This is a genomic window from Deltaproteobacteria bacterium (genome assembly GCA_016709225.1).
Taxonomy (GTDB): domain Bacteria; phylum Myxococcota_A; class Polyangia; order Nannocystales; family Nannocystaceae; genus Xiheibacterium; species Xiheibacterium phototrophicum.
This window is the reverse complement of record JADJEE010000012.1, coordinates 58,401-82,238: the sequence shown is the minus strand read 5'-3', so window position 1 is coordinate 82,238 and position 23,838 is coordinate 58,401. Positions and strand designations below refer to the sequence as shown.

The window sequence follows — 23,838 nt, the reverse complement described above, 5'->3', positions numbered from 1 at the left end:
GGGACGTCCCGCGCTGGGCTCGAGCGGGCGGCATTGCGGGATCGCTGCCGCCCGATGTGCGGGTTCTTCTGCCCGATCCGAAAGGGGTCGTGGGTGGGGAGCACGCTCGCCGACGGTGTCGTCACTCGACGACGGCGCTCGCGGCCCGCGTGCGTCAGTCCGGCGTCCGGGGCGGCAGCGCGCAGTCCTTTGCGCGTCGCAGCAGCAGCGCGCGCTCGCGGTCGTGCTGCGTGAGGCCGGCGGCGCGCTCGAACTCGCCGCGCGCCTGCGCGAGCTGGCCCAGCTTCACGAGCAGGTCGGCGCGGGCGGCTGGCAGATGATGGTAGCCCTGCAGGGCCGGCTCGTCGGCGAGCGCGTCGACGGCCGCGAGGCCTTCGTGCGCACCGAAGGCCATGCCGACCGCGACCGCGCGGTTGAGCGCGACCACCGGCGACTGCGTGAGCTCGACCAGGGCGTCGTAGAGCGCGACGATGCGGGGCCAGTCGGTCGCGTCGGCGGTGCGCGCACGGGCGTGACAGGCGACGATGGCGGCCTGCAGGGTGTACGGCCCCAGCGGACGTGCGAGCGCCTCGGCGCGGTCGAGCGCCGCGAGTCCGCGCTGGATCAGCAGGTGGTCCCATCGCGCGCGGTCCTGGTCGAGCAGCAGGATCGGATCGCCGTGCGCGTCGACGCGGGTGCGCAGCCGCGAGGCGTGCAGCTCCATCAGCGCGAGCAGCCCGTGGGCCTCGGGCTGCTCGGGCACCAGCGCCGCGAGGATGCGCCCCAGCCGGAGCGCCTCGTCGCAGAGCTCCACGCGGATCCAGTCGTCGCCGCGGCTGGCCGCATAGCCCTCGTTGAAGATGAGATAGAGCACCTCGTACACCGATGGCAGCCGTTCGGCGCGCTCGGCCGCGTGGGGGACCTGCAACGGCACGCGCGCCTCGGCGAGCGTTCGCTTCGCCCGCACGATGCGCTGTGCGACCGTCGGCGTCGGCACCAGGAACGCGCGCGCGATCTCCTCGGTGGTGAGGCCGCCCAGCAGCCGCAGCGTGAGCGCCGTGCGGGCCTGTGTCGCCAGCAGCGGATGACACGCGACGAACATCAGCCGCAGCACGTCGTCGTCGACGTCGGTGTCGAGCGCTGCCTCGAGTGCCGACAAATGCGCGGCATCGTCGAGCGCGTCGTCGGCGATCATCGCCGAGCGCCGCGCGACCATGTGCTCATGGCGGCGGTGATCGATCGCCCGACGCTTTGCGGTGGCCATCAGCCACGCACCGGGATTGTCGGGCACGCCGGTGCTCGGCCACCGCTCGAGCGCCGTGAGCAGGGTCGCCTGGGCGAGGTCCTCGGCGAGCCCGACGTCGTGGACCATCCGCACCAGGCCGCCGAGGATGCGCGGCGACTCGATGCGCCAAACCGCCGCGATCGCGCGGCGGATCGGAGACGCAGCGTCGCTCATCGCTCGCTGCGGCGCGACATCTCGGCCGCCATCGCCGCCTCGCGCTCGCGCAGCTCGGGTGTCATCTCGGCACCGAAGTCTTCGAGACCGAAGATCGGACGGATGGTCACCTCGGTGCCGCCGTCGAACGGCGCCCGCTCGAGCCACGCGACCGCCTCCTCGATCGACTTCACCTGCCAGATCCAGTAGCCGGCGATGAGCTCCTTGGTCTCGGCGAACGGCCCGTCGATGATGGTGCGCTTGCCGGCCTCGAAGCGGATGCGCTTGGCCTGGGAGGTCGGCGTGAGGCCCTGGCCGTCGAGCATGACGCCCGCCTTGACCAGCTCCTCGTTGAATCGCGTCATCTTCTCGAGCTCCTCGGTCGACGGCATCACGCCGGCCTCGGACTCGGCACTCGCGGGGACACAGACCATCACTCGCATCGTTCGCTCCTTCTCGTGGGTTGGGGTCGGGCGACCGTCGTCGACGGCGTCCATACCCCGGCGACGAACGAGCGGTGCTCCGATCGACGCGTGCGGCTCAGAAAATTCGCGCGACCAGGGGCGCGTGCGCCACAGGCGGCGCGATCTGGCCCTGTCACATCGGCCACGGCACCCGTCGACCGCTCCATGCGCCCCTGGTGCCGGAACCCGCTCGCCCTCACTGCCCTCGGGGCGGTCGCCATCACGTCCTCGGCGACCGCCGCCCGACCGAGCAAGCCCGCGACGGCGGTGCCCCATGTGCAGGCGGCTGGGGTGCCGGGGCCGGCACCCCACCTCGGTCCGTCGTCGCCCAACGATGCGCTGCGTCGCGCGGTCGGTCATGCAGACCCCGCCGCGGCGGCCCTGACGCTCGCGGCGCTGCGACGCTTCGCGAACGCGGCCGCCGATCCGACTGCTTTCGACCGCGCGCTCGCCAAGCGCATGGCACGGGTTCGCAACGCGAAGGTGATCGCGAAGCGAATCATCGCACGCATCGATGCGCTGCCGTCCTCCCGCAGGACCGCGGCCTTCGGCAGCGGCTCCGCGCAGCGTGTCCCCGACGTCGCCGCCTTTCGTGACGTCGCGGCGAGGTTCGTGCCGGTCTTCGGGGGTGTCGGCACCACCTCGACGACCGACCTGCCCGCCGAGGTCACGCCACCGAAGTCCTTCCGCCTGCGCGCGAGCGGCTTGGTGGCGGTCGAGACCACCGAGGCCGACGGCGACGAGGTGGCGGCGATGCTCACGATGGTGCGCTGCGGCGACGGCGAGGCGACCTACGAGATCGATACGGTCTCCGTCCCGACGGTCGAGGGCGCGATGGGCGGCGTTGCGATGCCGCTCGACGCGAAGGTCTACGACGGCATGCCGAACAACGGCTCGCGATCGATGCTCGTGTCCGCTGTGTTCGAGAGCGATGGCGACGACGCGACCGCGCGCGAGGAGTACCAGGCGATGATCGTGTATGCGCAGGGGCTCGCCGAGCAACTCGCGCAGCCCGATGACTCGGTGGACAAGAGCCTCGCTCGCTTCGTCTTCGCACTCGATCAGACCGCATGGCTGCTCTCGGTCTCCGCGCCGCAGCGGTGGCCGATCGGGGCCGTGCAGAAGACCGTCCTGACCGCCAACGCGAGTGTTGCCTCGCTCGCCGCGACGCCCGCGAGCATGGACGGCGCGATCCCCTTCAAGCTGATCCACGACCATGATCTGCCGGTCGGCCGCTACAAGCTTTACATCGACGCACCCACGCCGGCAGGGGCGGCGACGACCAACCTGCAGGTGACGGTGAAGAACCTCCACTCGCTCGATCCCGAGGCCGGCGGCGACGACCTCTCGGCGACGGTCGACATCGGTGGTGCGTCGCTCGTGCACGAGTTCGCGAAGAACGATGACGCTCATCCCCAGGCGTGGGCGGTGCGGCGCAAGCTCGCGGCGAACCAGGTCATCGTCTCGATCCAGATCGCCGACTTCGACGCGGGCCCGGCGTGGATGCCCGCCGACAACGACCACTGGTTCCCGTGCGGCACGTCCCCGGAGGGCGTGTTCTACGGGGTGTGCCCGGACACGTGGAACGAGATCGACTTCAGTCCACGGGCGTACACGCAGACCTCGTACCACCAGGACTTCGGTCGGTCGATCGCGCTCATCGTCGACCTGACGACCGGCAAGATCACGGGCGACGTCACCGGCAAGCTCGGCGACACGCTCGAGCTGGCGGGCAGCGATGCGCCGCGGGGCAAGCTGCAGCTCGTGCTCAGCAAGGTCGCGAACTGACGGCATCGAATCCGCGTAGGATCCGAGGCCACGTGGGACGCTTGACCTTCAGCATGAACGTCACCCTGGACGGCTGTGTCGACCACCAGGAGGGCATCGTCGACGACGAGACGCACGCCTTCTTCACCCGCTTGCTGGACGAGGCCGGCGCGATGCTGTGGGGCCGCGTCACCTACGAGATGATGGAGAGCTACTGGCCCGCGGTCGCCCGCGGCGACGTGCAGGCGGCACCGGCGACGCGGGCGTGGGCGGCCAAGCTCGAGGTCAAACCCAAGTACGTCGTGTCGAGCACGCGGCGAGACTTCCCCTGGCCACACAGCCACGCGATCGTCGGCGACCTGCGAGCCGGCGTGCAGCAGCTCAAGGATGCGACCGAGGCCGGGGTTCTGCTCGGGAGCGGCCAGCTCGCCGCCGCGCTCGATCGCTTGGATCTCATCGACGAGTACCGCTTCCTCGTGCATCCGCGGATCGCCGGCCACGGCCCCACGCTCTACCAGGGCGGGCTGCCGAGCACGCGGCGGCTCGAGCTGCTCGCGGCGACGCCGTTTCGCAACGGCGCGGTGGCGATGCACTACCGGCGCGCGCGCTGACGTCGGGTTGCCCGCCGGTGCCTGGAGCACCCGCGTCCGATCCCGTCGGTGCGCTACGCGTCGCCGCGGAGGAAGCGGCGCGCGAACGAGAGCAGCGACCGTGCCGCGATCCCGGCCATGTCGCCGCGGCCGAGCGTCGGTCGCGTCACCAGCGTGTTCGCGCCGAGGGCCTCGACCCGGTCGAGGATCGCCATGCCGCCGCGCCACGTGGCGTCGAGCTCCATCTGGAGGCCGGGGCTCACCTTGCGCACGAGCGGGCGGCCGCGGTGGAACATCGCCCGCACGCGCGCGATCTCGAAGCGCACCAGCTCGTCGAGCTCCCGCGTCGGGCGTCGCGCCTCGAGGTCTTCGGTGCGGACGCCGAAGTGCTCGAGATCCTCGACCGGGAGATAGAACCGGCCGCGCGGGATGTCGACCGACAGATCCTGCAGAAAGTTGGCGAGCTGCAGCGCGCTGCAGATCGCGTCGCTGAAGCGGTGCAGCTCGGGCTCGCGGTGTCCGTGCACGAGCAGAACGAGCTCGCCCACCGGGTTCGCCGAGTTCGCGCAGAGCTCGAGTAGCTCGCCGAATGTGCCGTAGCGGTGCTTCACGAGGTCCATGCGGAAGGCGGTGAGCAGCGCCCGCAGCGGGCCGATCGGGATGTTGTGCGCGCGCACGGTGTCGCGCAGTGCGATGAAGACCGGGTGCTGGACCTCGCGACGGTAGCAATCCTCGAGCAGCGCCTCCCAGGCGTCGAGCGACTGCGCGCGACGGCCCTCGAAGCGCGGCTCGTCGGCGAAGTCGTCGGCCGTGCGTGCGAACGCATAGATCGCCGCGACGTGGGGCCTCAGATACGCGGGTAGGAAGCGGCTCGCGACCGGGAAGTTCTCGTCGTGCGACGCGGCGACCCGCTCGCACCAGTGGTAGCCCGACGCCACCGTCCACGGGCCCGGCGGCGCACCATCGGGCGGCGCGACCTCGACCTCGGCATCCCCCGGGGCGAGGGACACACCGACGCTGTACAGGCGGGGTTCGGTGGCGGCAACCATCTTGGTCCTTCGCCGCCGCGACGCGGGGGCTCGTTGGGCATGACACCTCGCGTCGGACGGCGCCCGAGTTCGCCGACGGTGGCCCGCCCGTGGCGAGCACGTCGACGTTCGCAACGTGCGGCCGAGTGGCCATCGGCGCGAGCGCATGCGGCGGCGGACCGAGGCCGTCGCAACGCCAGGCTGGGTCGATTCGGCCGACGATCGCTCGGCAGTTCGAGAACGAGCCGCGCTGCCGACGCGAACGATCACTCCGACGACGAGAACGCATCGCTTGGCTCGGGCCGCGCACGGCCGCGATCACGGAGCCACAGGGACACGCGCACGAGCACCACCAGCGCGGGTACCTCCACCAGTGGTCCGATCACGGCTGCAAAGGCGACCTTCGAGTCGAGGCCGAACACGGCGATCGCCACCGCGATCGCGAGCTCGAAGTTGTTGCCCGCCGCGGTGAACGCGAGCGTCGTCGTGCGCGAGTCGTCGGCACCGGCACGACGTGCCGCCCAGAAGCTCGCGAAGAACATCAGCGCGAAGTAGAGGACCAACGGCACCGCGATGCGCAGCACATCGAGGGGCGCACGGACGATCGTTGCGCCCTGTAGGCTGAACATGACGACGATCGTCGCCAAGAGTGCGACGAGGGTGAGCGGTGCGATCGCGGGGACGAATCTCGAGCTGTACCATGCGTCGCCCTTGCGCCGTCGCAGCACGAGCCGTGTGACGAAGCCGGCCGCGAACGGGATGCCGAGGTAGACGAGCACGCTGCCGAAGATCTCGCCGACCCCGACCGACACGTTCGTGCCCGGTAGGCCGAGTCGCGGCGGCAAGACGGCGACGAACAGCCACGCGTAGACGCTGTAGAGGAGCACCTGGAAGATGCTGTTGAATGCGACGAGACCCGCCGCGTACTCGCTCGAGCCGCGCGCGAGGTCGTTCCACACCAGCACCATCGCGATGCAGCGTGCGAGTCCCACGAGAATCAGCCCGACCATGTAGTCCGGCTGATCCGAGAGGAAGGCCACCGCGAGTCCGAACATCAGCAGCGGCCCGACGATCCAGTTGAGCGCGAGCGAGAGCACCAGGACGCGTTTGTCGCGGAAGACCTGCCCCAGCTCCTCGTAGCGGACCTTCGCCAGCGGCGGGAACATCATCAACACGAGTCCAATCGCGATCGGCACGTTGGTGGTGCCGACGTCGAAGCGGTGCAGGAACGCCGGCGTCGCCGGCACGAAGTGCCCCAGCGCGACGCCTCCGACCATGGCGATGAGGATCCACGCGGTCAGCCAGCGGTCGAGGAAGGAGAGCCGCCGCTGCGTCGTCACGATGCACGTACCTGGGCGAACAAGTAGAGCATCTCGGTGGCGATCTGCCGAGACCGTTCGTCGTATCGCGCCGACTCCTCCGGGGTCCCATCGGCGACCTTCGGGTCGTCATAGGGGAGCGAGATCCGCAACGTCGCCCCGGGTACGAAGGGGCACCCCTCGTCGGCCTCGCTGCACGTCATGATTGCGACGAAGTCCTCATGGGGGTTGGTGGAATCGTCGAAGCGCTTCGAGAACGACTCGATCGCCTCGGCCTCGGCGGCGAAGCGAACGCGGTAGTGGGGGTTCTCGCCCAGTTGCGCCGGTGGCTCGACGACGAAGCCCGCACGCTCGAGGGCAGCGATCGTGCGCGGGTTGATCGCGCTCGGCTCGGTGCCGCCGGAGTACGTCTCCACGCCATCGATGCCGTAGTAGCGCGCGGTTGCAGCGGCCCACAGCTGCCCGAGGTGGCTTCGGCGGGAGTTGCCGGTGCAGATGAACGTGAGCTTCGCGGGCGAGCCGGCCGATCGGTGAGCGCGCACGAACGCGGCGATCTGGTCGAGCGCCTTGCGTCGCTCGGCGGGAATCTCGTCGATCGACGGGACCAGTTGCTCGAGACTCTCGACGATTGCGGCTTGCATGGTGGACTCCGTTGCGACGCGGGCTGGCGGACGCGCCTCGGCACCGCCGGTCGGCCCCGCGGCGTGGCACCCGGCGATGTAGAGCAGCGAGGCCGCGAGGCGGTGCCCGGCCGCGCCTCTACCGGGTGCCATCGGCGGCGCTCCCCGGCCGGCGGCAGAAGGCGACCGACGCATCGATGTTGGTGACGTCGAGCGAGACGTGGGGCTCGAGGATCTGCATGGTCGAGGTCCTGTTTCCGGTTTTGTCGAAATGTTTGAGCAAAAAAATCAGCAGCAGCCACCGCCGCCACCGCCCTTGCAGCAGTCTTCCCACAGGTAGTCCGTGAGTGCGCGCAGCGTGGTGTACTCCGCGCGATAGTGGATGAAGCGGCCAGCCGCGCGCTGCTTGAGCAAGCCGGCGGACGAGAGCCGCTCGAGGTGATGGCTCAGCGTCGACCATGGGATGTCGAGCTTCGCCTGCAGATCGCCGACCACGGTGCCCTCGGCATCGCCTTGAACGACCAGCCGGAGGATCGCGAGGCGGATCGGACTACCGAGCGCCGCGAGCTGCTCGGCATGTCGTTCGAGCTTGGCGCCCATCGTACGTTTCCACGATAGTCGAAATAGGAACCCTGGTCAAGTCGCGACCCAAGCGCGCCTTGGTGAGTTCGCCGGCTAGTCGCACGCGCCCGGGTAGAGCATCCACACCTCGGTCCCGACGTCCCCCGGATCGCAGGCCGAGGTCACCACCAGGTCCAGGATCCGGTCGCCGTTCAGATCGACGCTCGCGTAGTGGAAGTCGGCGGAGTCCTGGCCCACGCAGTAGGTGGCCCCACCCAGCTGCGTGTATGGCTCGTACTGCACGTCAACAATGGGCTGGGGCAGCATCCACACCGAGGGCTCGTCGGCGAAGCCACCTGCGACCCCGTCGTAGACCAGCCAGAGATCCGCGCCGACATCGCCGGCGTCGCAGGCCGAGGTGACGACGAGGTCGAGCGCACCATCGGCGTTCAGATCGGTGGTGACGTAGTGGAAGTCGGCGGAGTCCTGGCCCACGCAGTAGGTGTTGCCGCCCAGCTGCGTGAACGGCTCGTACTGCACGCTCACGGTCGGCATCGGCAGCGACCACAACGCGGCATCGTCGGCGAAGCCATCCGCGCCGCCGGCGTAGACCAGCCACACGTCCGTGCCGACGTCGCCGGCATCGCACGCGGAGGTCACCACCAGATCGACGATGCCATCACCGGTGAGGTCGGTGGTCGTGTAGCTGAAGTCGGCGGAGTCCTGGCCCACGCAGTAGGTGTTGCCGCCCAGCTGCGTGAACGGCTCGTACTGCACATTCACGGTCGGCGTCGGCAGCGACCACAGCGCGGCATCGTCGGCGAATCCATCCGCACCGCCGGCGTAGACCAGCCACGCGTTCGTGCCGACGTCGCCGGCGTCGCACGCGGAGGTCACCACGAGATCGACGATGCCATCACCGGTGAGGTCGGTCGTGGTGTAGCTGAAGTCGGCGGAGTCCTGGCCCACGCAGTACGTGTTGCCGCCCAGCTGCGTGAACGGCTCGTACTGCACACTCACGGTCGGTGTCGGCAGCGACCACAGCGCGGCGTCGTCGGCGAATCCATCCGCGCCGCCGGCGTAGACCAGCCACACGTCCGTGCCGACATCGCCCGCATCGCACGCGGAGGTCACCACGAGATCGACGATGCCATCGCCGGTGAGGTCGGTCGTGGTGTAGCTGAAGTCGGCGGAGTCCTGGCCCACGCAGTAGGTGCTGCCGCCCAGCTGCGTGAACGGCTCGTACTGCACGTTCGCGGTCGGCGTCGGCAGCGACCACACGGCGGCGTCGTCGGCGAAGCCGTCGACACCGCCGGCATACACCAACCAGAGATCGGTGCCGACGTCCGCGTCGTCGCACGCCGACGTCACCACGAGGTCGAGCGCGCCGTCGCCGGTGAGGTCGATCGTGGTGTAGTTGAAGTCGGCGTAGTCCTGACCCACGCAGTAGGTGCTGCCGCCCAGCTGGGTGAACGGCTCGTACTGCACGTTGGCAGTGGGCTGCGGCAGCGACCACAACCCGGGCTCGGCGCTGGTGTGACTCGCCTCGCACGACGGCCCGGTGTCGTCGGTGTCGCCCGTGTCGTTCGTGTCGGTGGCATCGGTCGCGTCGGCGCTGCCGGGACCGGTGCCGTCGGGATCCTCCGAGGTTCCGCTCGGTGTCGAGACGCTCGAGGCCTCGGTCTCGCCGTCGGTCGCGGTCGATCCCGATCCGTCCGAGGCCGGGGAGCTGCCGCAGGCCAGCAACAGGGGCGCGAGCGCGCAGAACAGTGCGGATCGGGTCACGCACGGCTGACGGACGCCTGGACAGGCAGTTGCACCGCGATGGGCGATGCAGAGGCGTCGTTCGGCCGCTACTGCGCTGCAGCGGAGGCCGCCGCCGGCTGAGCGCGCCGCAGCGCATCGAGCCAGCCCTGCAGATCCACGACGAACCACGCCGCCGTCTCGGTCGCCCCCGCGGTCGACCACGTCACCTTCAGCAGGTCGCGGAAGATCGTCTTGCCCTTGAAGCCCTTGGTCGTCGTGACCTCGGTGATCGAGACCACCGGGATCCGCATCACGCGATCGATCATCAGCTGCACGAACACCAGCTCGGTGTCGTACAGCGCGAGCACGCCGTTGCCGCGTGCCTGCATCGCAGCCCCCGACGCCACGCCGAAGAAGTTCGCGCGCTCGTCGATGCGCTGCGCGACCCGGCCAGCGGCGATGCCGTCGAGCTTCGTGCGGGCGGTCGCAACCATCGACATGAGCCACCGCTTGACGAGCCAGAGCAGGGCGACGAGCAGGCCGATCGCTGCCGACACGATGAGAACGATCGCGGTCGTCGACACGGCACCAGCGTAGCCTGTCCGCGCGACGCGCAGGAGCATCGAGCGATGGCGAGCAAGGAGGCCGCGGCCGCGGCGGCGAGCGCATCGATGCACGAGCCGCGCTGAATCAGTGGTATTCGACCGCGAGCGGCGCGACGAATGCGGGGGGCTCGACCAGCACGATGTCCTCGGCGCGGTAGAGCGCCGCCGGAGGATCGCTGTGTTCATGGGTGACGCAGCCGATGTCGCCCACCCACGAGGCGAACTCGGCCGGCACGGGATCGACGCCCTCGGGCACCACGAATTCGACCTCACTGAGGTCGCCCGCGAGTGCCGAGGTGACGACCTCGGTTCGGATCTCGGCGACCCAGCCGGTCGCGAACATCGGCGGTCCGCTGCAGTCCATCGACGCGTAGAATGCGGTGGCCAGGTAGCGATCGAGCGCCACCACCTCTTGGATCTGCGCGTCGTCGACGACCTGCCACGAGGCGCCGTCGGGGGTGATGAGGCCGGCTACCGCGTCGTCGCGGAAGTCGTTCAGGGTGCGCGACAGCCCGAGCACGGTTCCGGCGGCGTCGACCCAGACGTCGCCGGTCGGTTGTTCCCCCGACTCGCCGCCGTCTGCACCCGTGCTGCCGTCGTCGGCCGAGCCCGTGGGTGCATCTCCGTCCGAGCTGCTCGACGCTGCACCAGCGGAGGACGTCGGAGCGGACTCGCCGGCGTCGGTGGTCACCGACGATCCGCTGGAGGTGGATGCGTCGGCGGAATCGCTGCTGTCGGCGGAGTCGGCGGAGGCACAGGCGGCGGCGGCGATGCCCGCGACGAGGAGTAGGTGCAAAGTGCGATCGAGCATTGGGCTCTGCGCTCGTGCAAGGGGCGAGCCGACCATCGTTGCGTGTCGCGTGGGAGTGCGCGCGCCTGCGCGTGCTCGAGTCGAGCGGTGCCGCGACGACGGGCTGCCCATGCCGAGCAGTGACCGGGTTCTCGCTGTGCGCACTCGCGCGCGATGTCGAGATCATCTCCGCTGTACGAGCAGGCGGTTCGAATGAACAGAGCCGGGACGCCTGCGCTTCGACGGGGTACTCGCGCATCACCGGCGTGCGCTCGCGACCGAAGCGCAGGCGATCGCGATCGTGCTGCGCGCGCGCAGAGACGCGATCGCGTTGGTCCGTTCGCCCGACCGGTGCACGGTCAGCGGCGAGTCGCTGCGACCGCCCGGGGCAGCTCTGCCACTGCGTCGCACGCGGCCTGATGACACCTCGCGACCGCGTCAGCGCTCGGCAGGCGACCCTCGCGTGCGCCCCGCTCGATCTGCTCGAGCTGCTCGGCGAGATCGCGTGCGCCCAGCTGCCCCGCCGAGGACTGCGTCGCGTGGGCGAGGTCGCCCACCCGCGACGCGGCACCGTCGGCGACCGCGCTGGCGATCGCTGCGACGGCCTGCTCGGTGGTGGTCCCGAAGCGCGCGACGGCGCGATCCAGCGCGGCGTCGCCGGTCCACTCGGCGAGCTCGGCGATCACCGCCCGATCGATCGCGCCGCTGACCCTGGGCCTGCACCATCGATCGAGCGCTGCGCCGAGTGACGCGCGCGTGAAGGGTTTCGCGACGAAGTCGCACATCCCTGCCTCGACGCAACGCTCGCGGTCCGTGCGGAGCACGGCCGCGGTCAACGCGAGGAGCGGCGTCGTCGGATTCCGCGATGCCGCCACGCCACTCGTCTCGGTCGCCGAGCCGCGGGCGAATCGGGCGACGGTGAGGCCGTCGCATCCGGGCATGTGCAAGTCGATGAACGCGAGGTCGAACGGCTCTCTCCCGAGCGCGGCAACCGCTTGCTCACCGTCGACCGCTTGAACCACGATCGCGCCAGCATCGCGCAACATGCTCGCAATCACCTCCGAGTTCACGACGTTGTCCTCGGCGACGAGGATCCGACAGCCGGCGATGCTCGGGATGCCGCGCGACGTGGGGACCGCTTGCGACGCCGTGACCGCGCTGGCGCCCGGCACCGCGGCGGTCGCCGGGAGAGTCAACGTGAACACCGACCCGCCGCCGACCCGCGGCGCGGCGGTGAGCGCTCCCCGCATCGCGCGTACGATCTCGCGCGAGATCGCCAAGCCCAGTCCGCTGCCGCCGTAGCGTCGTGTGGTCGAGCCGTCGGCCTGGCGAAACGCCTCGAAGATCACCTCGACTTGATCGGGCCGCACTCCGATGCCCGTGTCCGCGACCTCGACCACGACATCGCAGCCGTCCGCGTGGGTGACGAGTTCCGCGTGGACTCGGATCTCACCCGCGGCGGTGAACTTGAGTGAGTTGCCGAGCAGATTGATCAAGACTTGGCGGAGCCGAAACGCATCGCCGAGCACGAGGCACGGCGGGGGTGGGTCGTAGGCCAGCGCGAGGCCTTGCCCGGCGGCACGTTCGGCGACGAGATCGATGGCCTCGCGCAGCGGGATGCTGGGGTCGAACTCCGTCTCCTCCAACTGGAGCTTTCCGGCCTCGATGCGGGAGAAGTCCAAGACGTCGTCGATCAGTCGCGCGAGCACGCTCGCGGCCCGCGACAGGTTGCTCACCAGCTCCTGTTGTCGCCGATCGAGCGACGTGGCGGAGAGCAGCTCTGCAAGACCGATGACCCCGGTCAGCGGTGTCCGGATCTCGTGGCTCATGTTCGCCAAGAACTCGGACTTCGCGTGGCTCGCGGCGTTTGCCCGCTGCTCGGACTCACGCAGGCGCAGCTCCGTCTCGAGCATCTGCTGGATGACCCGCCGATGGAGCGCGTCGTTGAAGTCGCGCTGCTCCTCGAGCTTGACGCGGTTTGCCTCGGACCGTCGGAGGCTGGCCTCCAGGATCCGGAGCTGACGCGCGACGCCGGGCGGCAGTTCTGTCATGACGGTGCGCGCTGTCCGAATAGAACCGCGACGAACGTCTCGTTGTGGAAGTCGACGACGGTGGAGCCTTGCCGGGTCCCGATCTCGCCGTAGCTGTAGAACCCGAACGCCGGCACGCCGCCGAGACATCGGTCGACGGCGGCAAACTCCTCGGTGGTGCGCGTGCCCAACAGTCGTCGACGCGCTGCACACGAGATGATCATCGCGGCGGTCGGGGGACCGCCGCGGTACGTCCCGAGCGCCTCGACCATGGATTGTTCGCAGGCGGAGACCACCTCGTCGCGCGACGCTGCAGTGATCCGCACTTGCGCGCCCTCGGGGACCGCTCCGGCAAACGAAATCGCACCGGGCGAGTCACCGGGCCCGAGCGGTGCGCGCAGATAGAACGTGGCCCCGTCGCCGACCGCAAGCGGGTGATCGGGACTCAGCTCGACGCCCTCGCCGAAGTACTTGCGATAGAACTCGCCGGCGGGCTGGCCGTCGATCTCGTAGACCACGTTGTCGCGCGAGCGAGTGACGGTGCCAGCGTTGCCCAGCGGTGCCCAACCCGATTGCACGCCCACGCCGATCGCGACCTCGCCGTACAGCATGACCGCCACCGCGCAGTCGCCGAGCACGCGGGTGCCGGCAAACTGCCGGGTCGCGGTCATGCGCCGCTGGTCCGCCGCCGTCCCGCCGAACATCGGGGTGCCGGCGGGCAGTCGACGACCCATCGCTCGAACCACCGCGACCGCGTCGACGGTGAGGCCGTCTGCGAACACCATGCAGGCCGCCGGGGCGCCGACGTCGGGCTCGTCCGCGAACGCCCGCGCGACCGCACCGTCGACGTCGGCCGAGAGTCCCGTCGCGACGACCATCCGAGCACGGATGTCGTCTCCGCAGAACACGGCGACCACCGCCGAGTCCTCGGCGAAACCGCCCGCGCTGCTGAGCTCGCCGTCGGTGGTGCACCCGACGATGGGGATGTCGCCGACGACCCGCTGTAGCCCTCGAAGCAGTCGCTCATGGTCGTAGTCGACCGCGGCGAAGACCACGGCCACGACCGGGCGCGCGTCGCCGATCTGGGCGCGCAGCGCATCTGCGAGCTCGTTTGCCGCATCTTCGGTCGAGGGGTCGATGCTGTGCGCGACGAAGACCTGCACGGGCTCGTCCCATCGACCGGACCTGGCGTCTCCTTGAACCGCGGTGCACGCCGGGCGATCGGCCGTTTCGAAGGCGAGTTCGTCGGCATCGGTGGGACTCCGGATCTTGGGACGCTGGCCCTGGCGTCGGCGTTGGGGTCGCCGGTCAGGCCTCGTCATCCTCTCGCAGCTCGTCGACCATGGGGGTTGCCATGGTCTCATCGAGGGCTCGCGTAGGGGTAACAGTCGCGGTCGCGGCGCTGGCGGCATGTGCCGGCGACACAACCACCGGTGGTGCGGACGCCGACGGGTCGACCGATGCGAGCACGACGCACGATCCCACGACCGGCACGACCTCCGGCACCAGCGACGGCACACCCACCACCGCCGTCGACGGCAGCGACACCAGCAGCAGCAGTGGGTCCAGCGGCGGCGAGACCACCGAGGGCGCGACGCCGGGTCCCGATCTGCGCGTGTTCTACAAGGACGAGAGCGACCCCGACGTCCGTGTATTGACGCTCGTCGATCTGATCGACGGCGTGCTCGGAGATCCGATCGCGTACTTTCCCACCCAGGTCGACGCCGTGGCGACGTTGGTCACCGATCGCTGGCTGGTCGCGCGCGAGTTCGCGAGCCCGGCGACGCTGACCCTGCTCGATCTCGACACGCCACCGCCGTTCGATCGTCACCCGCTCGAGCTGCAGGGAAGCCCGGACGATGCGCGCGTGCTCGATCTCGCGGGCGATCGCTGGTTGGTCGCGACTTACGGCGCCGCCGCCGATCTCCATGTGTACGCGGTCGCGGACGATGGCTCGGCGTCCTCGCCGTGGCACGTCGACGACGACCTGACACCGAGCGCCGTCGGGAGCGACATCGCGTTCGTGCGCGACGGACAGCAGGTGTTGTTCGCGGCCGACGACGAGATGGCGAACACCAGCGCGATCTGGCTCGCGCCGGCCGATGAAGACGCTCCCATGGCGTTCCCGCTGGTCGAGCATCCCGGCACCGATCTCTACGGCCCCATGCTCGCACCCGATCGCGCGGGCCTGATCTACCGCACGGGCGGCATCATCCCCGCGTCGCTCGCGGCGCACTTCGTCGACCTCGCCAGCGATCCCGTTGGAGCGCCGATCGAGCTCGGCGCGCTGCCGGACACGCTCTTGCTCGGTCAGCTGCGCTGGGCGCCTGACAGCAGCGGTGTCACCGTGCTGCACCTCCGCGCCGGGGACGCTTCCGATCTCGCCTGGATCCCGATCGCCGACGGCATGCCGCTCGCGCCCGTGCAGCTGTCCGCCGGCGCGAGCGCGGGTCGTGCGAGCGGCGCAACATGGTCGGACGACGCGCGCTGGGTCGCGCTCGCGACCTCGGACCCGTCCGAGACGTTCCTCGTGCACATCGTCGACGGCGTCGCGAGTCCCGAGATGCCGGTCGCGGCAGCGGGCGTGCAGAGCGACCCGACGAGCGTCGTGTTCTCCGCCGACGCGCAGTTTCTCTACCTCGTGCTCGATCACGACGACGGTGAGGAGGTCGCGAGGGTCTCGCTCGCGGGTGACACACCGAGCGCGCCGGAGAGCCTCACGCCAACGCTGCTCGGCGTCTGGCAGCTGCTGTTGTCCGCCGACGACGGAACGCTCTACGTCGCGGGCAACGAGCCCGGTGACCCAGTGCGGCATGCGTGGGCGATCGACGTATCGGGCGCCGAGCCCGGCGCGCCGGTTCGCATCGACGAGGGCATTGCGCGCGACGAGGAGCTGTTCGGCGGCATGCTCACCGCCGACGGCTCACACGTTGGCTACTCCGTCTGGACGCCGATGCAGCAGCGACGCCAAGCAATCGTCGACCGCGCCACCGCGACGACCTACGCGATCGCCGGTGGCGGGCCGGTCGGCTCGGTGTGGACGCAGCCGCTGTGAAGCGGTCGCGCATCGCCCGCGGCCGGCGGGCGATGGTGTTCGCGGCATCCTGGAGATCGAGCCGCGCGAACGGGCACCGTACCGTGTGCCGAGATGCCCGCCGAACCGGTCGCCGCCGCGCCCGAGGCGAAGGACCTCGAAGGTCGAGCAGCGCGGTGCGCAACGCCTTGGCGTCGTACCACCGCGGTGGGTTCTCGCGTCGGATCGCGTCCTCGAGCTGGTCGACCACGCGGAGCCACTCCGCGTCGTCGCCGCTTGGACGCGTGCGGATCAGGCGAATCGTCGCGATGTACGCCGCCTGGCAGCGGGCCTCACCAGATGTCCCGACCACATCGCGACCAGGCCCGCGAAACACGAAGTCGCGAGGCGCGGCGGCACCTTCGGGTCTGCCACGCGGGCGGCGACGAACTCGGCGACGGGATCCGAGACCTTGTTGGCGAGTCGGATGCACGCGGCCTGCCGCACGCTCAGCTCGGGGTCCTCGTCGACCAGCTTCATCAGCTGTCGGATGCGTTCGGGGGATTGGTTCGGCGCGTACGCGGCGTGGAGCAGGGCGTGCTGGAATCTTCGATCGACACGACACCTGCTGCTCGCATGGGGGTGATGCACGACGGCCGCGGTCGATTGCCGACGAGCCAAATTTCTGCTCGCGCCGGGCCCAGCGCCCGTCGCGCTGGGGCGCCACGACACCTGACGATACCAACGCGTCGGTGGTGCGTCAGCCGGACCGAGCGCCGCGGCCCTTCGCGCTGAGCCCAGCGCCGCGCAGCAGCCGACGGTCGTAGGTCGCGTCGGCCCGGCCAGCGCGGAGCTGCAGCAGCACCTCGTGCGCGGAGACGTAGGCCACATTGGCGCCCGCGAGGCAGGCGCGATGGCCGATCGCCTGCGCGATGTGGCTCTTGCCGACACCGGTCGGCCCGACCAGGCAGACGTTCTCTCGGCGCGAGATGAAGGCGCCGGTCGCGAGCTCGAGGATCTTCGCCTCTGGGATCTTCGGGTTGAAGGTTGGTCTTGGCCGAGTTGAGTCCTTTGAGGTTTCGGATGGAGCGATGGGGACCACGCGGCCGCAGATCGCGTCGGCGATCGTAGGGTCGGCGAGCGCTTCGTCCCAGTTCTTGATGGGGAGCTGCCCGGTGATGATCGTCGAACGTTTGCCGTAGCGGTCCTCGAGGATCTCGAGGAGATCGGGTTGCTCTTGGTCCTTGGGCGGAGCGAGGAGGAAGTCGTCGAGGAGGAGGAGGTCGAGCTTGGCGAGCTTGGCGAGGAGCGCGGACAGCGAGCCGACGGCGTGGGCGAGCGCGAGCTCGTGGGCGAGCCTGGGTACGCGCACGCAGAGCGAGCGTAGTCCCGACGGCACGCAGCGTCCGCGAGGGCGGCGGCGAGGCAGCACTTGCCGCAGCCGGTTTTGCCCACGACGATGATGTTGTGGTGATGGTCGATGCACTTACCGGTGGCGAGTTCGCGGACGAGCGCCTTGTCGAGTCCGCCGCGCGAAGGGTCGCACCAGATGTCCTCGAGGCCGTGGGGATCGTGCGCCCGACGGGCGAGCGCAAGAAGAACCGGACCGTCGCGTTCGAGGACTATCTCGCGCACCTGCGGCAAGCGACGGAGCTCAGCGCGTGAGGTCGACGGTGACCATCGGCGACGATTGGGTCGCGCGTCTCGGCCCGCCGCGATCGCTGCGCTTCGCGGGCGCCGATGAGGCCCGCGATCTCCCCGGCCACGTTCGCGCCGGGAGCGGGCTGCGCCGCTGGGGTGAGCGCCTCGTCGTCGTTCAGGACGACGTGAACGCGCTGGCGCTGCTCGACGAGCGGGCCGGCAGCGTCACGCCCCTGGTGCTCCCGGCGGGCGCCGGAGGGCGCCGCCACTTCAGCGAGCGCCGCGGCAATAAGGCGGCGAAGATGGACCTCGAGGCGTGCGTGGTGCTCCCGGACGGACGCTTGCTCGCCATCGGCTCCGGATCGACCCCGGCGCGCGAGCACCTGGTCGTCGTCGGCGCAGACCGCCACGTCCGCTTGGTCGACGCCGCGCCGCTCTTCGAGCACCTGCGGGCTCGACGCGACTTCATCGGCTCAGAGCTCAACCTCGAGGGCGCGGTCGTCGTCGGCGATCGGCTGCGGCTCTTCCAGCGCGGCAACGGTGCCGTCGTCGACGGAAACGCTGCGGCCAACGCCGTCGGCGATCTCGAGCTCGGCGCCCTTCTGCGCTGGTTGGACGATGGGGACCCGTCGCCCCGGCTGCGCTCGGTCCAACGCGTCGACCTCGGCAACATCCGAGGAGTGCCCTTCGGTTTCACCGACGCGACCGCGCTCCCCGACGGACGAGTCGTGTTCCTCGCTGGCGCGGAGGACTCGCCCGACACCTACAGCGACGGGGAGGTCCTCGGCGCGCGGGTCGGTCTCCTCGATGGCGAACGTGTGGTGCTGGCCGAGGTCGTTGACGCGGCGGGTGGAAGAACCTCGCTCAAGCTCGAGGGCGTGGACTTCGTCGGATTCACGCCGGCGGGCGGCATCGAGCTCGTGGTCGTCGCGGACATGGACGACCCCGAGGTGCCCGCGGTGATCGCCTCGCTGCGCTGGGGACCGTCATGACGTCGACCGACTGGTGCAGACCCTCGGCATCACACTGCCGAAGCTCGATTCGGTCGCGGGCCACCGCGGAGGCGAACACGTTCGCGCTGCTGCCCGTGGCGTTGCTCGAGCGCGGCGAGCCGATGACCCTGGCCGATGTGGCCGGCCGCTTCGAGGAGGTCGGCATCGTAGAGCACTCGCGCGCGCTGCTCTCACTGCAGCGCTGCGAGCCGGGGGCGGCCGCCGGTCTACCCGAGGGCGACCTCTACCACCTCGACCCGCACGACGAACGACCTCGACCTCTGGGTGTCCCGGCTGGGGCCTACGAGGCGCGGGCGATGGTCCTTGGGTCGACCTTCCTGCTCATCGTCGGCGCGGGCCCGCTCGCCCTCGATGCGGCGCTCCAGCGGCGGAGGCGGCCATGAACTCGCCTGCTTCGGACGCGGCAGCTTCGGTCAGCGCGTCCTCCCTCGCGCGCGTCGTCGGGCTGTGGGGCGCCGTGTGGATGGGCCTCGGCTCGATCCTGGGCGCAGGTACGGGAGCATCGCGTCGACCACCTCGGGAAAGATCGGCGTCGTGGCGTTGTGGTCGAGGTCGATCGGGTCGTTCGAGCTCATGACTTCACTGTGGTTTGGTCGCCGAGACGGCGAGGAAGGCTGCGCCCGGCGCGTGGGCGCGCGAGAGCCACGGGTCGACGACCCCGAGCAACCGGGCCGCGCTTGCGCTCGGCGGGTAGTGGATGGCGCCGCGTGCCGCCTCGACCGTGAGCCCGGCGTCGCTCAGGTGTCGTCGCAGCTCACCGCGCGTCCAGAAGTGCGCGGCACGCCACGTCGGCGACCCAAGCCAGCCGCGGACGCGACGCGACGCGGCCCAGAGGTTGTGGCGACCGAGCTCGCCGAGGACCACGCGGCCCCCGGGGCGGAGCACGCGGGCCAGCTCGCGGAAGCTCGCCGCGGGATCCTCGACGAAGCAGAGCACGGTCACCGCGAGCACGAGGTCGAAGCGCCGGTCGTCGACGGGCAGCCGCTCGGCCCGGCCCTTCACGAAGGACACGTCGAGCTTCATCGCGCCCGCGCGTTGCTCGGCGGCGCGCAGCATCTCCGGGTCGACGTCGACGCCGGTCGCTTCGGCGCCACGCGAGGCGGCCACGAGAGCGTAGGTCCCATCACCAGTCCCCACGTCGAGCACCGACTTGCCCACCACCGGACCGGCGAGCTCGAAGACAAGGTCGAGCTCGAGCCGCTCGGTGATCGCGCCCAGCAGCGTCGCACGCCAGCCCGCGTACTGGCGTGGATCGAGGGCGGTGGGCTGGCTCATGGAGCGTTCCGCTGGAAGAGCGCATAGGCGAAGGCCTGCACCACGCCCGAGGGCGTGGTGTGCTCTTCGTCGGCCTGCTCGACGAGCTCGAAGCCGGCCCCGAGCGCGGTCGCGATGTCGCTCGATGCGTATCGGGTCACTGGCAGCCCGCTGCAACGCGCGGGGCCGTTCGGGCCGAAGGTGGCGATGATCGCGTGGCCACCAGGACGCACGGACCGATGAAGCGCTTCGATGTACGCGTCACGGTGCGCCGATTCGGTGAGGAAGTGGAACACGGCGCGGTCATGCCAGAGGTCGATGCTGTCCTCATCGAAGAGGGGCGTCGTCGCGTCGCCGACGACCCACCGGACCGAGTCTGCGGCGTGGCCGAGGCGAGCCCGGGTGCGGGCGAGCGCCTCGGCCGAGATGTCGGCGACGGAGACGCGCTCAAACCCTCGCGCCAGGAGGTCGTCGACGAGCGTCGAGGCGCCGCCGCCGACGTCGACGACGTGGGCGCCCAGGTCGAGGCCGCAGCGGTCGATCCAGGCGAGGGATTGCTCGAGATGCGGTCGGTACCAGCTGACCGAGTCCTGCGACTTGCTGCGGTAGACTTGGTCCCAGTGCTCGCGGGTGCTCACGCTTCCTCCCAGTTCTGCATCCACGACTTCGCCCGGTAGCGATCCCAGCTGTCGCACGTCACCGTGATGACCGGACCGGGCAGATCGCCGCGGGCGGCCACGCGCAGCGCGGCGACCAGGTTCGCGAGGCCCATGGCGAGGCCGCGGTTCTTCGGGCCGGCGAGGTCGATGTTCATGATGACCGTCGCGGACCAGGTGAGCCCCTGGCTGACGCCGAGCAGCACGTTGGCCGCGAGGATCCACGACCACGAGGGCGCCCACATCAGGAGGAAAGGTACTGGCGCCGCGACGAGCCAGCCCGCGATTGAGGACGTGCTTGCGTCCGAAGCGATCGGACCAGCGGCCGGCGAAGTCGTTGGTGAGCGCCTTGGCGACGCCGAAGACGACGATGAACGAGAAGATCGCCGTGCGCGCGGCGAGCTGGAACTCGTCCTCGGCGATGGCCGGCACGATGCTCCGCTCCATGCCGACCATGGCGCCGACGAAGGCGTTGACGAGGACGAGTAGCGAGAACTGCGCCCAGCTCTCGCGTAGACCGAGCTGGATGGCTGGCGTGGTCATGCGGTGACTCCTGCGGCGCCCGTGCTGTGGACGGAGACATCGCTGCGGCGGGCGTCGAAGCCGAGTTTCCGCAGCCGCCGGACGGCCTCGGCCGAGAGCGTGCAGAACGGCCCCCGGCAGTAGGCGACGATGGTGCGGTCGCGCGGGAGCTCGCCGAGCCGCGACTCGAGCAGCGGCAGCGGCACCGAGAGCGCGCCGGGCAGGTGACCCTCGGCGAACTCCTGCTCGGGGCGGACGTCGAGCAGCACGACATCGCTCGCACGAAGGCGCTCGAGCAGCGTGTCGCGGTCGACCGGCTCGAGGTCGACGGGGTCGTCGAAGAACTCCCGCGTCAGCTTCTCGAGCCCCGCCATGTGCTGGGCCGCGACCGCCTGGAGGTGCACGAGCAGCTCAGCGACGTCGCGGCCGGAGATTGAGTAGACGACGTGCAGACCGTCCCGCTCGGTGGTGACGAGTTGGGCGCGCTTGAGCGCTTGCAGGTGGTGAGACGTGTTCGCCACAGACTGATCGACCTCGCCGGCGAGGACCTCGACCGTCCGAGGCGCCTGGGCGAGAAGCTCCAGGATCTCGAGCCGCGCCGGGCTCGACAGCGCCTTGCCGACCTCGGCGAGGTGGGCGTAGGCGGCGTTCTTGAACGTTCGGGACTCGGACTTCGACACCTTGACCTCGGACATTTTCAAGTCATCACGTAATCAATTGATGACTTGAATACAACCAAAACAGGGGGAAATCAAGGCAGCCTTGACAAATACGTGCGAACGCACGTAGAGACTGCGTGCGTTTGCATGCAACTTGCCGGCAAGGACACGGATGCCCCAGTCTCTGACCACGCTCGCGCGCTGCGGGACGCCCTGCGGCGTCTGCTCGTCGCTCACGGGGCGCTCGACGAAGCGTGCCGCCCCTGCGGAGCGCCGCTCACGACGTCCCACGCCTGGGCGCTGCTGGAGCTGCGAGACGCGGGTTCGATCACAGTCAGCGCGCTCGCTGAGCGCCTGAACATCGATCGGACCAACGTCTCACGTCTCTGCGCTCGAATGGAGTCGGATGGTGAGGTGGCGCGTGTCGTCCACCCGCAGGATAGGCGCGCCCGCCTCGTGAAGCTGACCGACAAGGGCGAGCGTCTGGCAGCGACGGTCGATCGATCGAGCACCGACCACTTCGCCCTCGTCCTCGGCCGACTCGATGCCGACGTGGCTGGCGCCATCGAGCTCCTCGGCGCGCTCACGTGGGCGATGGGCTCCACCAGCACTCAGGAGAACTGCGCATGAACCCTGCTTTTCTTGTTTCGTCTCAACGCGGGGCCGCGCTGCTCCTTGGCGCCGCATGCGTCGTCGCCGCGTGCGACAGGCAGCAGGTCGCACCGTCCGCGACTGAATCGGCACCCCCGGGGGCTGCCGCCTCTGCGACCAGCGACCTACCAAGCCCCAATGCCTGCGCCCCGTTCGAGCAGCTCGCGTCGATGGACACGCGACGGCCGGTGCCGCTCCAGCCGATGATGGCGTGGCACCAAAAGCAAGACATGATGGACCACCTCGTGGCCATCCAGCAGATTACCGACGCCCTCGGGCGCGAGGACTGGGAAGGTGTCGCGTCGGCGTCGGGGCGCATCGGTCTCTCGCCGAGCATGCAGCAGCAGTGCGAGCACATGGGGGCCGGCGCGGACGGGTTCACCGAGCTCGCGCTCGACTTCCACCGTCGCGCGGACGCGATCGGCGTCGCTGCGCAGGCCGAGGACGCCACGGCGGTGCTGCGCGCCACGTCGAACACGCTCCAGGCCTGCACGAGCTGCCACGCGACGTACCGCCAGGACATCGTTGACGCCGCGACCTGGCAAGCGAGGACGGGGTCCGCCCCATGACCGCGCGATGATGCACGGCGGTCACTGAGCCCGAGCAGGTGCTGCTGACGCACCGCGCCGCACGGCACCATGACCGCGCGATGATGCACCGCGGTCTCTGAGCGTGGGTCCGATGGCCGCGATACGCCTCGAGCCGATCGGCGTGATCCGCCCGCCCTGCGCCGCCTCTTCGGCCAGCAACCGACTGTAGGCGCGCGCGCGCAGGGAGCCGTAGAGCATCAGGATGCGCGGCGGATCGGGCCGAATGCGGAGCTCAGGAAAGGGGGCGGGCTCCAAAGCTGGCGGATTAGCGCGGTGGAGACTCATGCACCCCCCACGAGGAACGCGGGCTCCTTGTCCGCAGGCATCTCGGCGAGCTCGGCGTCGGTGAGGCGGGCGTAGATCTCGACGAGGTTCCCGCCCGGGTCCTTCAGCCACAGCTCGTGGAGCGGCGTGCCTCGCCAGGTGGTGCGCGCCGGCTTGTGGATCGGCCATCCCGCGACTTCGGCGCGTCGATGCGCGTCGATGACGGCAGCCCGGGTCCCGACGTCGACGCCGAGGTGGTAGAGCGTGTCCTGGTGTAGCTCCTTGCCGTCGTCGACCAGGATCACGAAGTTGGTCCGCAGCGCTTCGCTGACGAAGGTCACGTACCGGTGGGTCCACTCCTTCGGCGCCACACCGAGCAGCCAGGTGTAGAAGCGTGCGGCGGCCGGAAGGTCGAGCACACGGATGCTCGCGTGGAACTCCTGCGGGTCGGGGCCTTCGGGGACGTCTCGCAACGCGGCGAGCACCTGGAGGCGGGCGCGGATCTGATCACGCGCGACCCGGAAGTGCTGCAGTCGCTCGTCGTCGGTGAGGTCCTCGTGCTTGCGGTCGGGCTCCTGCAGCGGCCAGTGCATGCGCGGCGCGCTCGAGAGAAACACGGGGCAGACCTCCTCGGCGCA

The 23,838-nt window shown here is 70.1% G+C and carries 24 protein-coding genes and 2 pseudogenes; 7 read left to right on the top strand and 19 right to left on the bottom strand.

What is annotated here, in order from left to right:
- Window positions 1-154 precede the first annotated feature (154 nt).
- Window positions 155-1,438 carry an RNA polymerase sigma factor gene (locus IPH07_25295; GenBank protein MBK6920737.1) on the bottom strand — a complete coding sequence of 428 codons (1,284 nt, stop codon included), beginning with the start codon at window positions 1,436-1,438 and terminating at the stop codon, window positions 155-157.
- Complete coding sequence (locus IPH07_25290) at window positions 1,435-1,860, bottom strand: YciI family protein (protein MBK6920736.1); 426 nt, start codon at window positions 1,858-1,860, stop codon at window positions 1,435-1,437. The genes IPH07_25295 and IPH07_25290 overlap by 4 nt, the downstream gene beginning before the upstream one ends.
- A gap of 186 nt (window positions 1,861-2,046) precedes the next feature.
- Here IPH07_25290 and IPH07_25285 point away from each other — a divergent pair, with 186 nt between their 5' ends.
- Both IPH07_25285 and IPH07_25280 read left to right on the top strand, forming a co-directional pair.
- Entirely contained in the window at window positions 2,047-3,669 is a 1,623-nt protein-coding gene (locus tag IPH07_25285; GenBank protein MBK6920735.1) for a hypothetical protein, read from the top strand.
- Between the two features lie 32 nt (window positions 3,670-3,701).
- Window positions 3,702-4,259 carry a dihydrofolate reductase family protein gene (locus IPH07_25280; protein MBK6920734.1) on the top strand — a complete coding sequence of 186 codons (558 nt, stop codon included), beginning with the start codon at window positions 3,702-3,704 and terminating at the stop codon, window positions 4,257-4,259.
- 53 nt (window positions 4,260-4,312) lie between these two features.
- Here IPH07_25280 and hpnC read toward each other — a convergent pair whose 3' ends face one another.
- The 9 genes from hpnC to IPH07_25235 form a co-directional block, all read right to left on the bottom strand.
- Window positions 4,313-5,287, bottom strand: coding sequence for a squalene synthase HpnC (hpnC, locus tag IPH07_25275; protein MBK6920733.1), 975 nt, complete (start codon window positions 5,285-5,287; stop codon window positions 4,313-4,315).
- A 245-nt stretch (window positions 5,288-5,532) separates the two neighbouring features.
- Window positions 5,533-6,609: an ACR3 family arsenite efflux transporter gene (arsB, locus tag IPH07_25270; GenBank protein ID MBK6920732.1), complete on the bottom strand. Its 1,077-nt coding sequence runs from the start codon at window positions 6,607-6,609 to the stop codon at window positions 5,533-5,535.
- Window positions 6,603-7,226 carry a protein-tyrosine-phosphatase gene (locus tag IPH07_25265; GenBank protein ID MBK6920731.1) on the bottom strand — a complete coding sequence of 208 codons (624 nt, stop codon included), beginning with the start codon at window positions 7,224-7,226 and terminating at the stop codon, window positions 6,603-6,605. The genes arsB and IPH07_25265 overlap by 7 nt, the downstream gene beginning before the upstream one ends.
- 267 nt (window positions 7,227-7,493) lie before the next feature.
- Entirely contained in the window at window positions 7,494-7,805 is a 312-nt protein-coding gene (locus tag IPH07_25260) for a helix-turn-helix transcriptional regulator (GenBank protein ID MBK6920730.1), read from the bottom strand.
- Window positions 7,806-7,880: 75 nt separating this feature from the next.
- Window positions 7,881-9,551 (bottom strand): hypothetical protein, encoded by a 1,671-nt coding sequence (locus IPH07_25255; protein MBK6920729.1) that lies wholly within the window; start codon window positions 9,549-9,551, stop codon window positions 7,881-7,883.
- Between the two features lie 68 nt (window positions 9,552-9,619).
- On the bottom strand, window positions 9,620-10,096 hold the full coding sequence (locus tag IPH07_25250; protein MBK6920728.1) for a hypothetical protein: 477 nt from the start codon (window positions 10,094-10,096) through the stop codon (window positions 9,620-9,622).
- 106 nt (window positions 10,097-10,202) lie between these two features.
- Window positions 10,203-10,928, bottom strand: coding sequence for a hypothetical protein (locus tag IPH07_25245; GenBank protein ID MBK6920727.1), 726 nt, complete (start codon window positions 10,926-10,928; stop codon window positions 10,203-10,205).
- Between the two features lie 338 nt (window positions 10,929-11,266).
- Window positions 11,267-12,958: a response regulator gene (locus tag IPH07_25240; GenBank protein ID MBK6920726.1), complete on the bottom strand. Its 1,692-nt coding sequence runs from the start codon at window positions 12,956-12,958 to the stop codon at window positions 11,267-11,269.
- Window positions 12,955-14,100: an FIST C-terminal domain-containing protein gene (locus IPH07_25235; protein MBK6920725.1), complete on the bottom strand. Its 1,146-nt coding sequence runs from the start codon at window positions 14,098-14,100 to the stop codon at window positions 12,955-12,957. Before IPH07_25235 ends, IPH07_25240 begins: the two co-directional genes overlap by 4 nt.
- A 191-nt stretch (window positions 14,101-14,291) precedes the next feature.
- Here IPH07_25235 and IPH07_25230 point away from each other — a divergent pair, with 191 nt between their 5' ends.
- Window positions 14,292-15,992, top strand: a complete 1,701-nt coding sequence (locus tag IPH07_25230) for a hypothetical protein (protein MBK6920724.1) — start codon at window positions 14,292-14,294, stop codon at window positions 15,990-15,992.
- Between the two features lie 270 nt (window positions 15,993-16,262).
- Here IPH07_25230 and IPH07_25225 read toward each other — a convergent pair whose 3' ends face one another.
- The 3 genes and pseudogenes from IPH07_25225 to IPH07_25215 all read right to left on the bottom strand — a co-directional run bounded on the left by IPH07_25225 (window position 16,263) and on the right by IPH07_25215 (window position 17,594).
- A complete protein-coding gene (locus IPH07_25225) occupies window positions 16,263-16,490 on the bottom strand; it encodes a hypothetical protein (protein MBK6920723.1) in 228 nt (75 codons plus the stop codon).
- Between the two features lie 220 nt (window positions 16,491-16,710).
- Window positions 16,711-17,322: an ATP-binding protein gene (locus IPH07_25220; protein MBK6920722.1), complete on the bottom strand. Its 612-nt coding sequence runs from the start codon at window positions 17,320-17,322 to the stop codon at window positions 16,711-16,713.
- A gap of 11 nt (window positions 17,323-17,333) precedes the next feature.
- Window positions 17,334-17,594: pseudogene (locus tag IPH07_25215) on the bottom strand (ATP-binding protein).
- Between the two features lie 17 nt (window positions 17,595-17,611).
- Here IPH07_25215 and IPH07_25210 point away from each other — a divergent pair.
- Window positions 17,612-18,583 carry a hypothetical protein gene (locus IPH07_25210; protein ID MBK6920721.1) on the top strand — a complete coding sequence of 324 codons (972 nt, stop codon included), beginning with the start codon at window positions 17,612-17,614 and terminating at the stop codon, window positions 18,581-18,583.
- Between the two features lie 101 nt (window positions 18,584-18,684).
- Entirely contained in the window at window positions 18,685-18,987 is a 303-nt protein-coding gene (locus IPH07_25205) for a hypothetical protein (protein ID MBK6920720.1), read from the top strand.
- Between the two features lie 196 nt (window positions 18,988-19,183).
- On the opposite strand, the gene IPH07_25200 is transcribed toward IPH07_25205, so the two are convergent.
- The 4 genes and pseudogenes from IPH07_25200 to IPH07_25185 form a co-directional block, all read right to left on the bottom strand.
- On the bottom strand, window positions 19,184-19,879 hold the full coding sequence (locus tag IPH07_25200; GenBank protein MBK6920719.1) for a methyltransferase domain-containing protein: 696 nt from the start codon (window positions 19,877-19,879) through the stop codon (window positions 19,184-19,186).
- Window positions 19,876-20,496 (bottom strand): class I SAM-dependent methyltransferase, encoded by a 621-nt coding sequence (locus IPH07_25195; GenBank protein ID MBK6920718.1) that lies wholly within the window; start codon window positions 20,494-20,496, stop codon window positions 19,876-19,878. Before IPH07_25195 ends, IPH07_25200 begins: the two co-directional genes overlap by 4 nt.
- 125 nt (window positions 20,497-20,621) lie before the next feature.
- Window positions 20,622-21,057 (bottom strand): annotated as a pseudogene (locus IPH07_25190) (MFS transporter).
- Window positions 21,054-21,731: a metalloregulator ArsR/SmtB family transcription factor gene (locus IPH07_25185; GenBank protein ID MBK6920717.1), complete on the bottom strand. Its 678-nt coding sequence runs from the start codon at window positions 21,729-21,731 to the stop codon at window positions 21,054-21,056. Before IPH07_25185 ends, IPH07_25190 begins: the two are co-directional and overlap by 4 nt.
- A gap of 111 nt (window positions 21,732-21,842) precedes the next feature.
- Between IPH07_25185 and IPH07_25180 the strand changes: the two genes are divergently transcribed.
- Together IPH07_25180 and IPH07_25175 are read left to right on the top strand one after the other, a co-directional pair.
- Complete coding sequence (locus IPH07_25180; GenBank protein ID MBK6920716.1) at window positions 21,843-22,325, top strand: MarR family transcriptional regulator; 483 nt, start codon at window positions 21,843-21,845, stop codon at window positions 22,323-22,325.
- Window positions 22,322-22,915, top strand: a complete 594-nt coding sequence (locus tag IPH07_25175) for a cytochrome c (protein MBK6920715.1) — start codon at window positions 22,322-22,324, stop codon at window positions 22,913-22,915. The genes IPH07_25180 and IPH07_25175 overlap by 4 nt, the downstream gene beginning before the upstream one ends.
- A gap of 302 nt (window positions 22,916-23,217) precedes the next feature.
- Here the strand turns inward: IPH07_25175 and IPH07_25170 are convergent, their stop codons facing one another.
- Window positions 23,218-23,793 carry a VOC family protein gene (locus tag IPH07_25170; GenBank protein ID MBK6920714.1) on the bottom strand — a complete coding sequence of 192 codons (576 nt, stop codon included), beginning with the start codon at window positions 23,791-23,793 and terminating at the stop codon, window positions 23,218-23,220.
- Window positions 23,794-23,838 lie beyond the last annotated feature (45 nt).

What these genes read in the sequence shown, in the direction of transcription:
- IPH07_25295 (MBK6920737.1), bottom strand. Translation starts at nt 1,438, where the DNA reads ATGAGCGACGCTGCGTCTCCGATCCGCCGCGCGATCGCGGCGGTTTGG.
- IPH07_25290 (MBK6920736.1), bottom strand. Translation starts at nt 1,860, where the DNA reads ATGCGAGTGATGGTCTGTGTCCCCGCGAGTGCCGAGTCCGAGGCCGGC.
- IPH07_25285 (MBK6920735.1), top strand. Translation starts at nt 2,047, where the DNA reads ATGCGCCCCTGGTGCCGGAACCCGCTCGCCCTCACTGCCCTCGGGGCG.
- hpnC (MBK6920733.1), bottom strand. Translation starts at nt 5,287, where the DNA reads ATGGTTGCCGCCACCGAACCCCGCCTGTACAGCGTCGGTGTGTCCCTC.
- IPH07_25265 (MBK6920731.1), bottom strand. Translation starts at nt 7,226, where the DNA reads ATGCAAGCCGCAATCGTCGAGAGTCTCGAGCAACTGGTCCCGTCGATC.
- IPH07_25260 (MBK6920730.1), bottom strand. Translation starts at nt 7,805, where the DNA reads ATGGGCGCCAAGCTCGAACGACATGCCGAGCAGCTCGCGGCGCTCGGT.
- IPH07_25245 (MBK6920727.1), bottom strand. Translation starts at nt 10,928, where the DNA reads ATGCTCGATCGCACTTTGCACCTACTCCTCGTCGCGGGCATCGCCGCC.
- IPH07_25240 (MBK6920726.1), bottom strand. Translation starts at nt 12,958, where the DNA reads ATGACAGAACTGCCGCCCGGCGTCGCGCGTCAGCTCCGGATCCTGGAG.
- IPH07_25230 (MBK6920724.1), top strand. Translation starts at nt 14,292, where the DNA reads ATGGTCTCATCGAGGGCTCGCGTAGGGGTAACAGTCGCGGTCGCGGCG.
- IPH07_25225 (MBK6920723.1), bottom strand. Translation starts at nt 16,490, where the DNA reads ATGAAGCTGGTCGACGAGGACCCCGAGCTGAGCGTGCGGCAGGCCGCG.
- IPH07_25200 (MBK6920719.1), bottom strand. Translation starts at nt 19,879, where the DNA reads ATGAGCCAGCCCACCGCCCTCGATCCACGCCAGTACGCGGGCTGGCGT.
- IPH07_25185 (MBK6920717.1), bottom strand. Translation starts at nt 21,731, where the DNA reads ATGTCCGAGGTCAAGGTGTCGAAGTCCGAGTCCCGAACGTTCAAGAAC.
- IPH07_25180 (MBK6920716.1), top strand. Translation starts at nt 21,843, where the DNA reads ATGCAACTTGCCGGCAAGGACACGGATGCCCCAGTCTCTGACCACGCT.
- IPH07_25175 (MBK6920715.1), top strand. Translation starts at nt 22,322, where the DNA reads ATGAACCCTGCTTTTCTTGTTTCGTCTCAACGCGGGGCCGCGCTGCTC.
- IPH07_25170 (MBK6920714.1), bottom strand. Translation starts at nt 23,793, where the DNA reads ATGCACTGGCCGCTGCAGGAGCCCGACCGCAAGCACGAGGACCTCACC.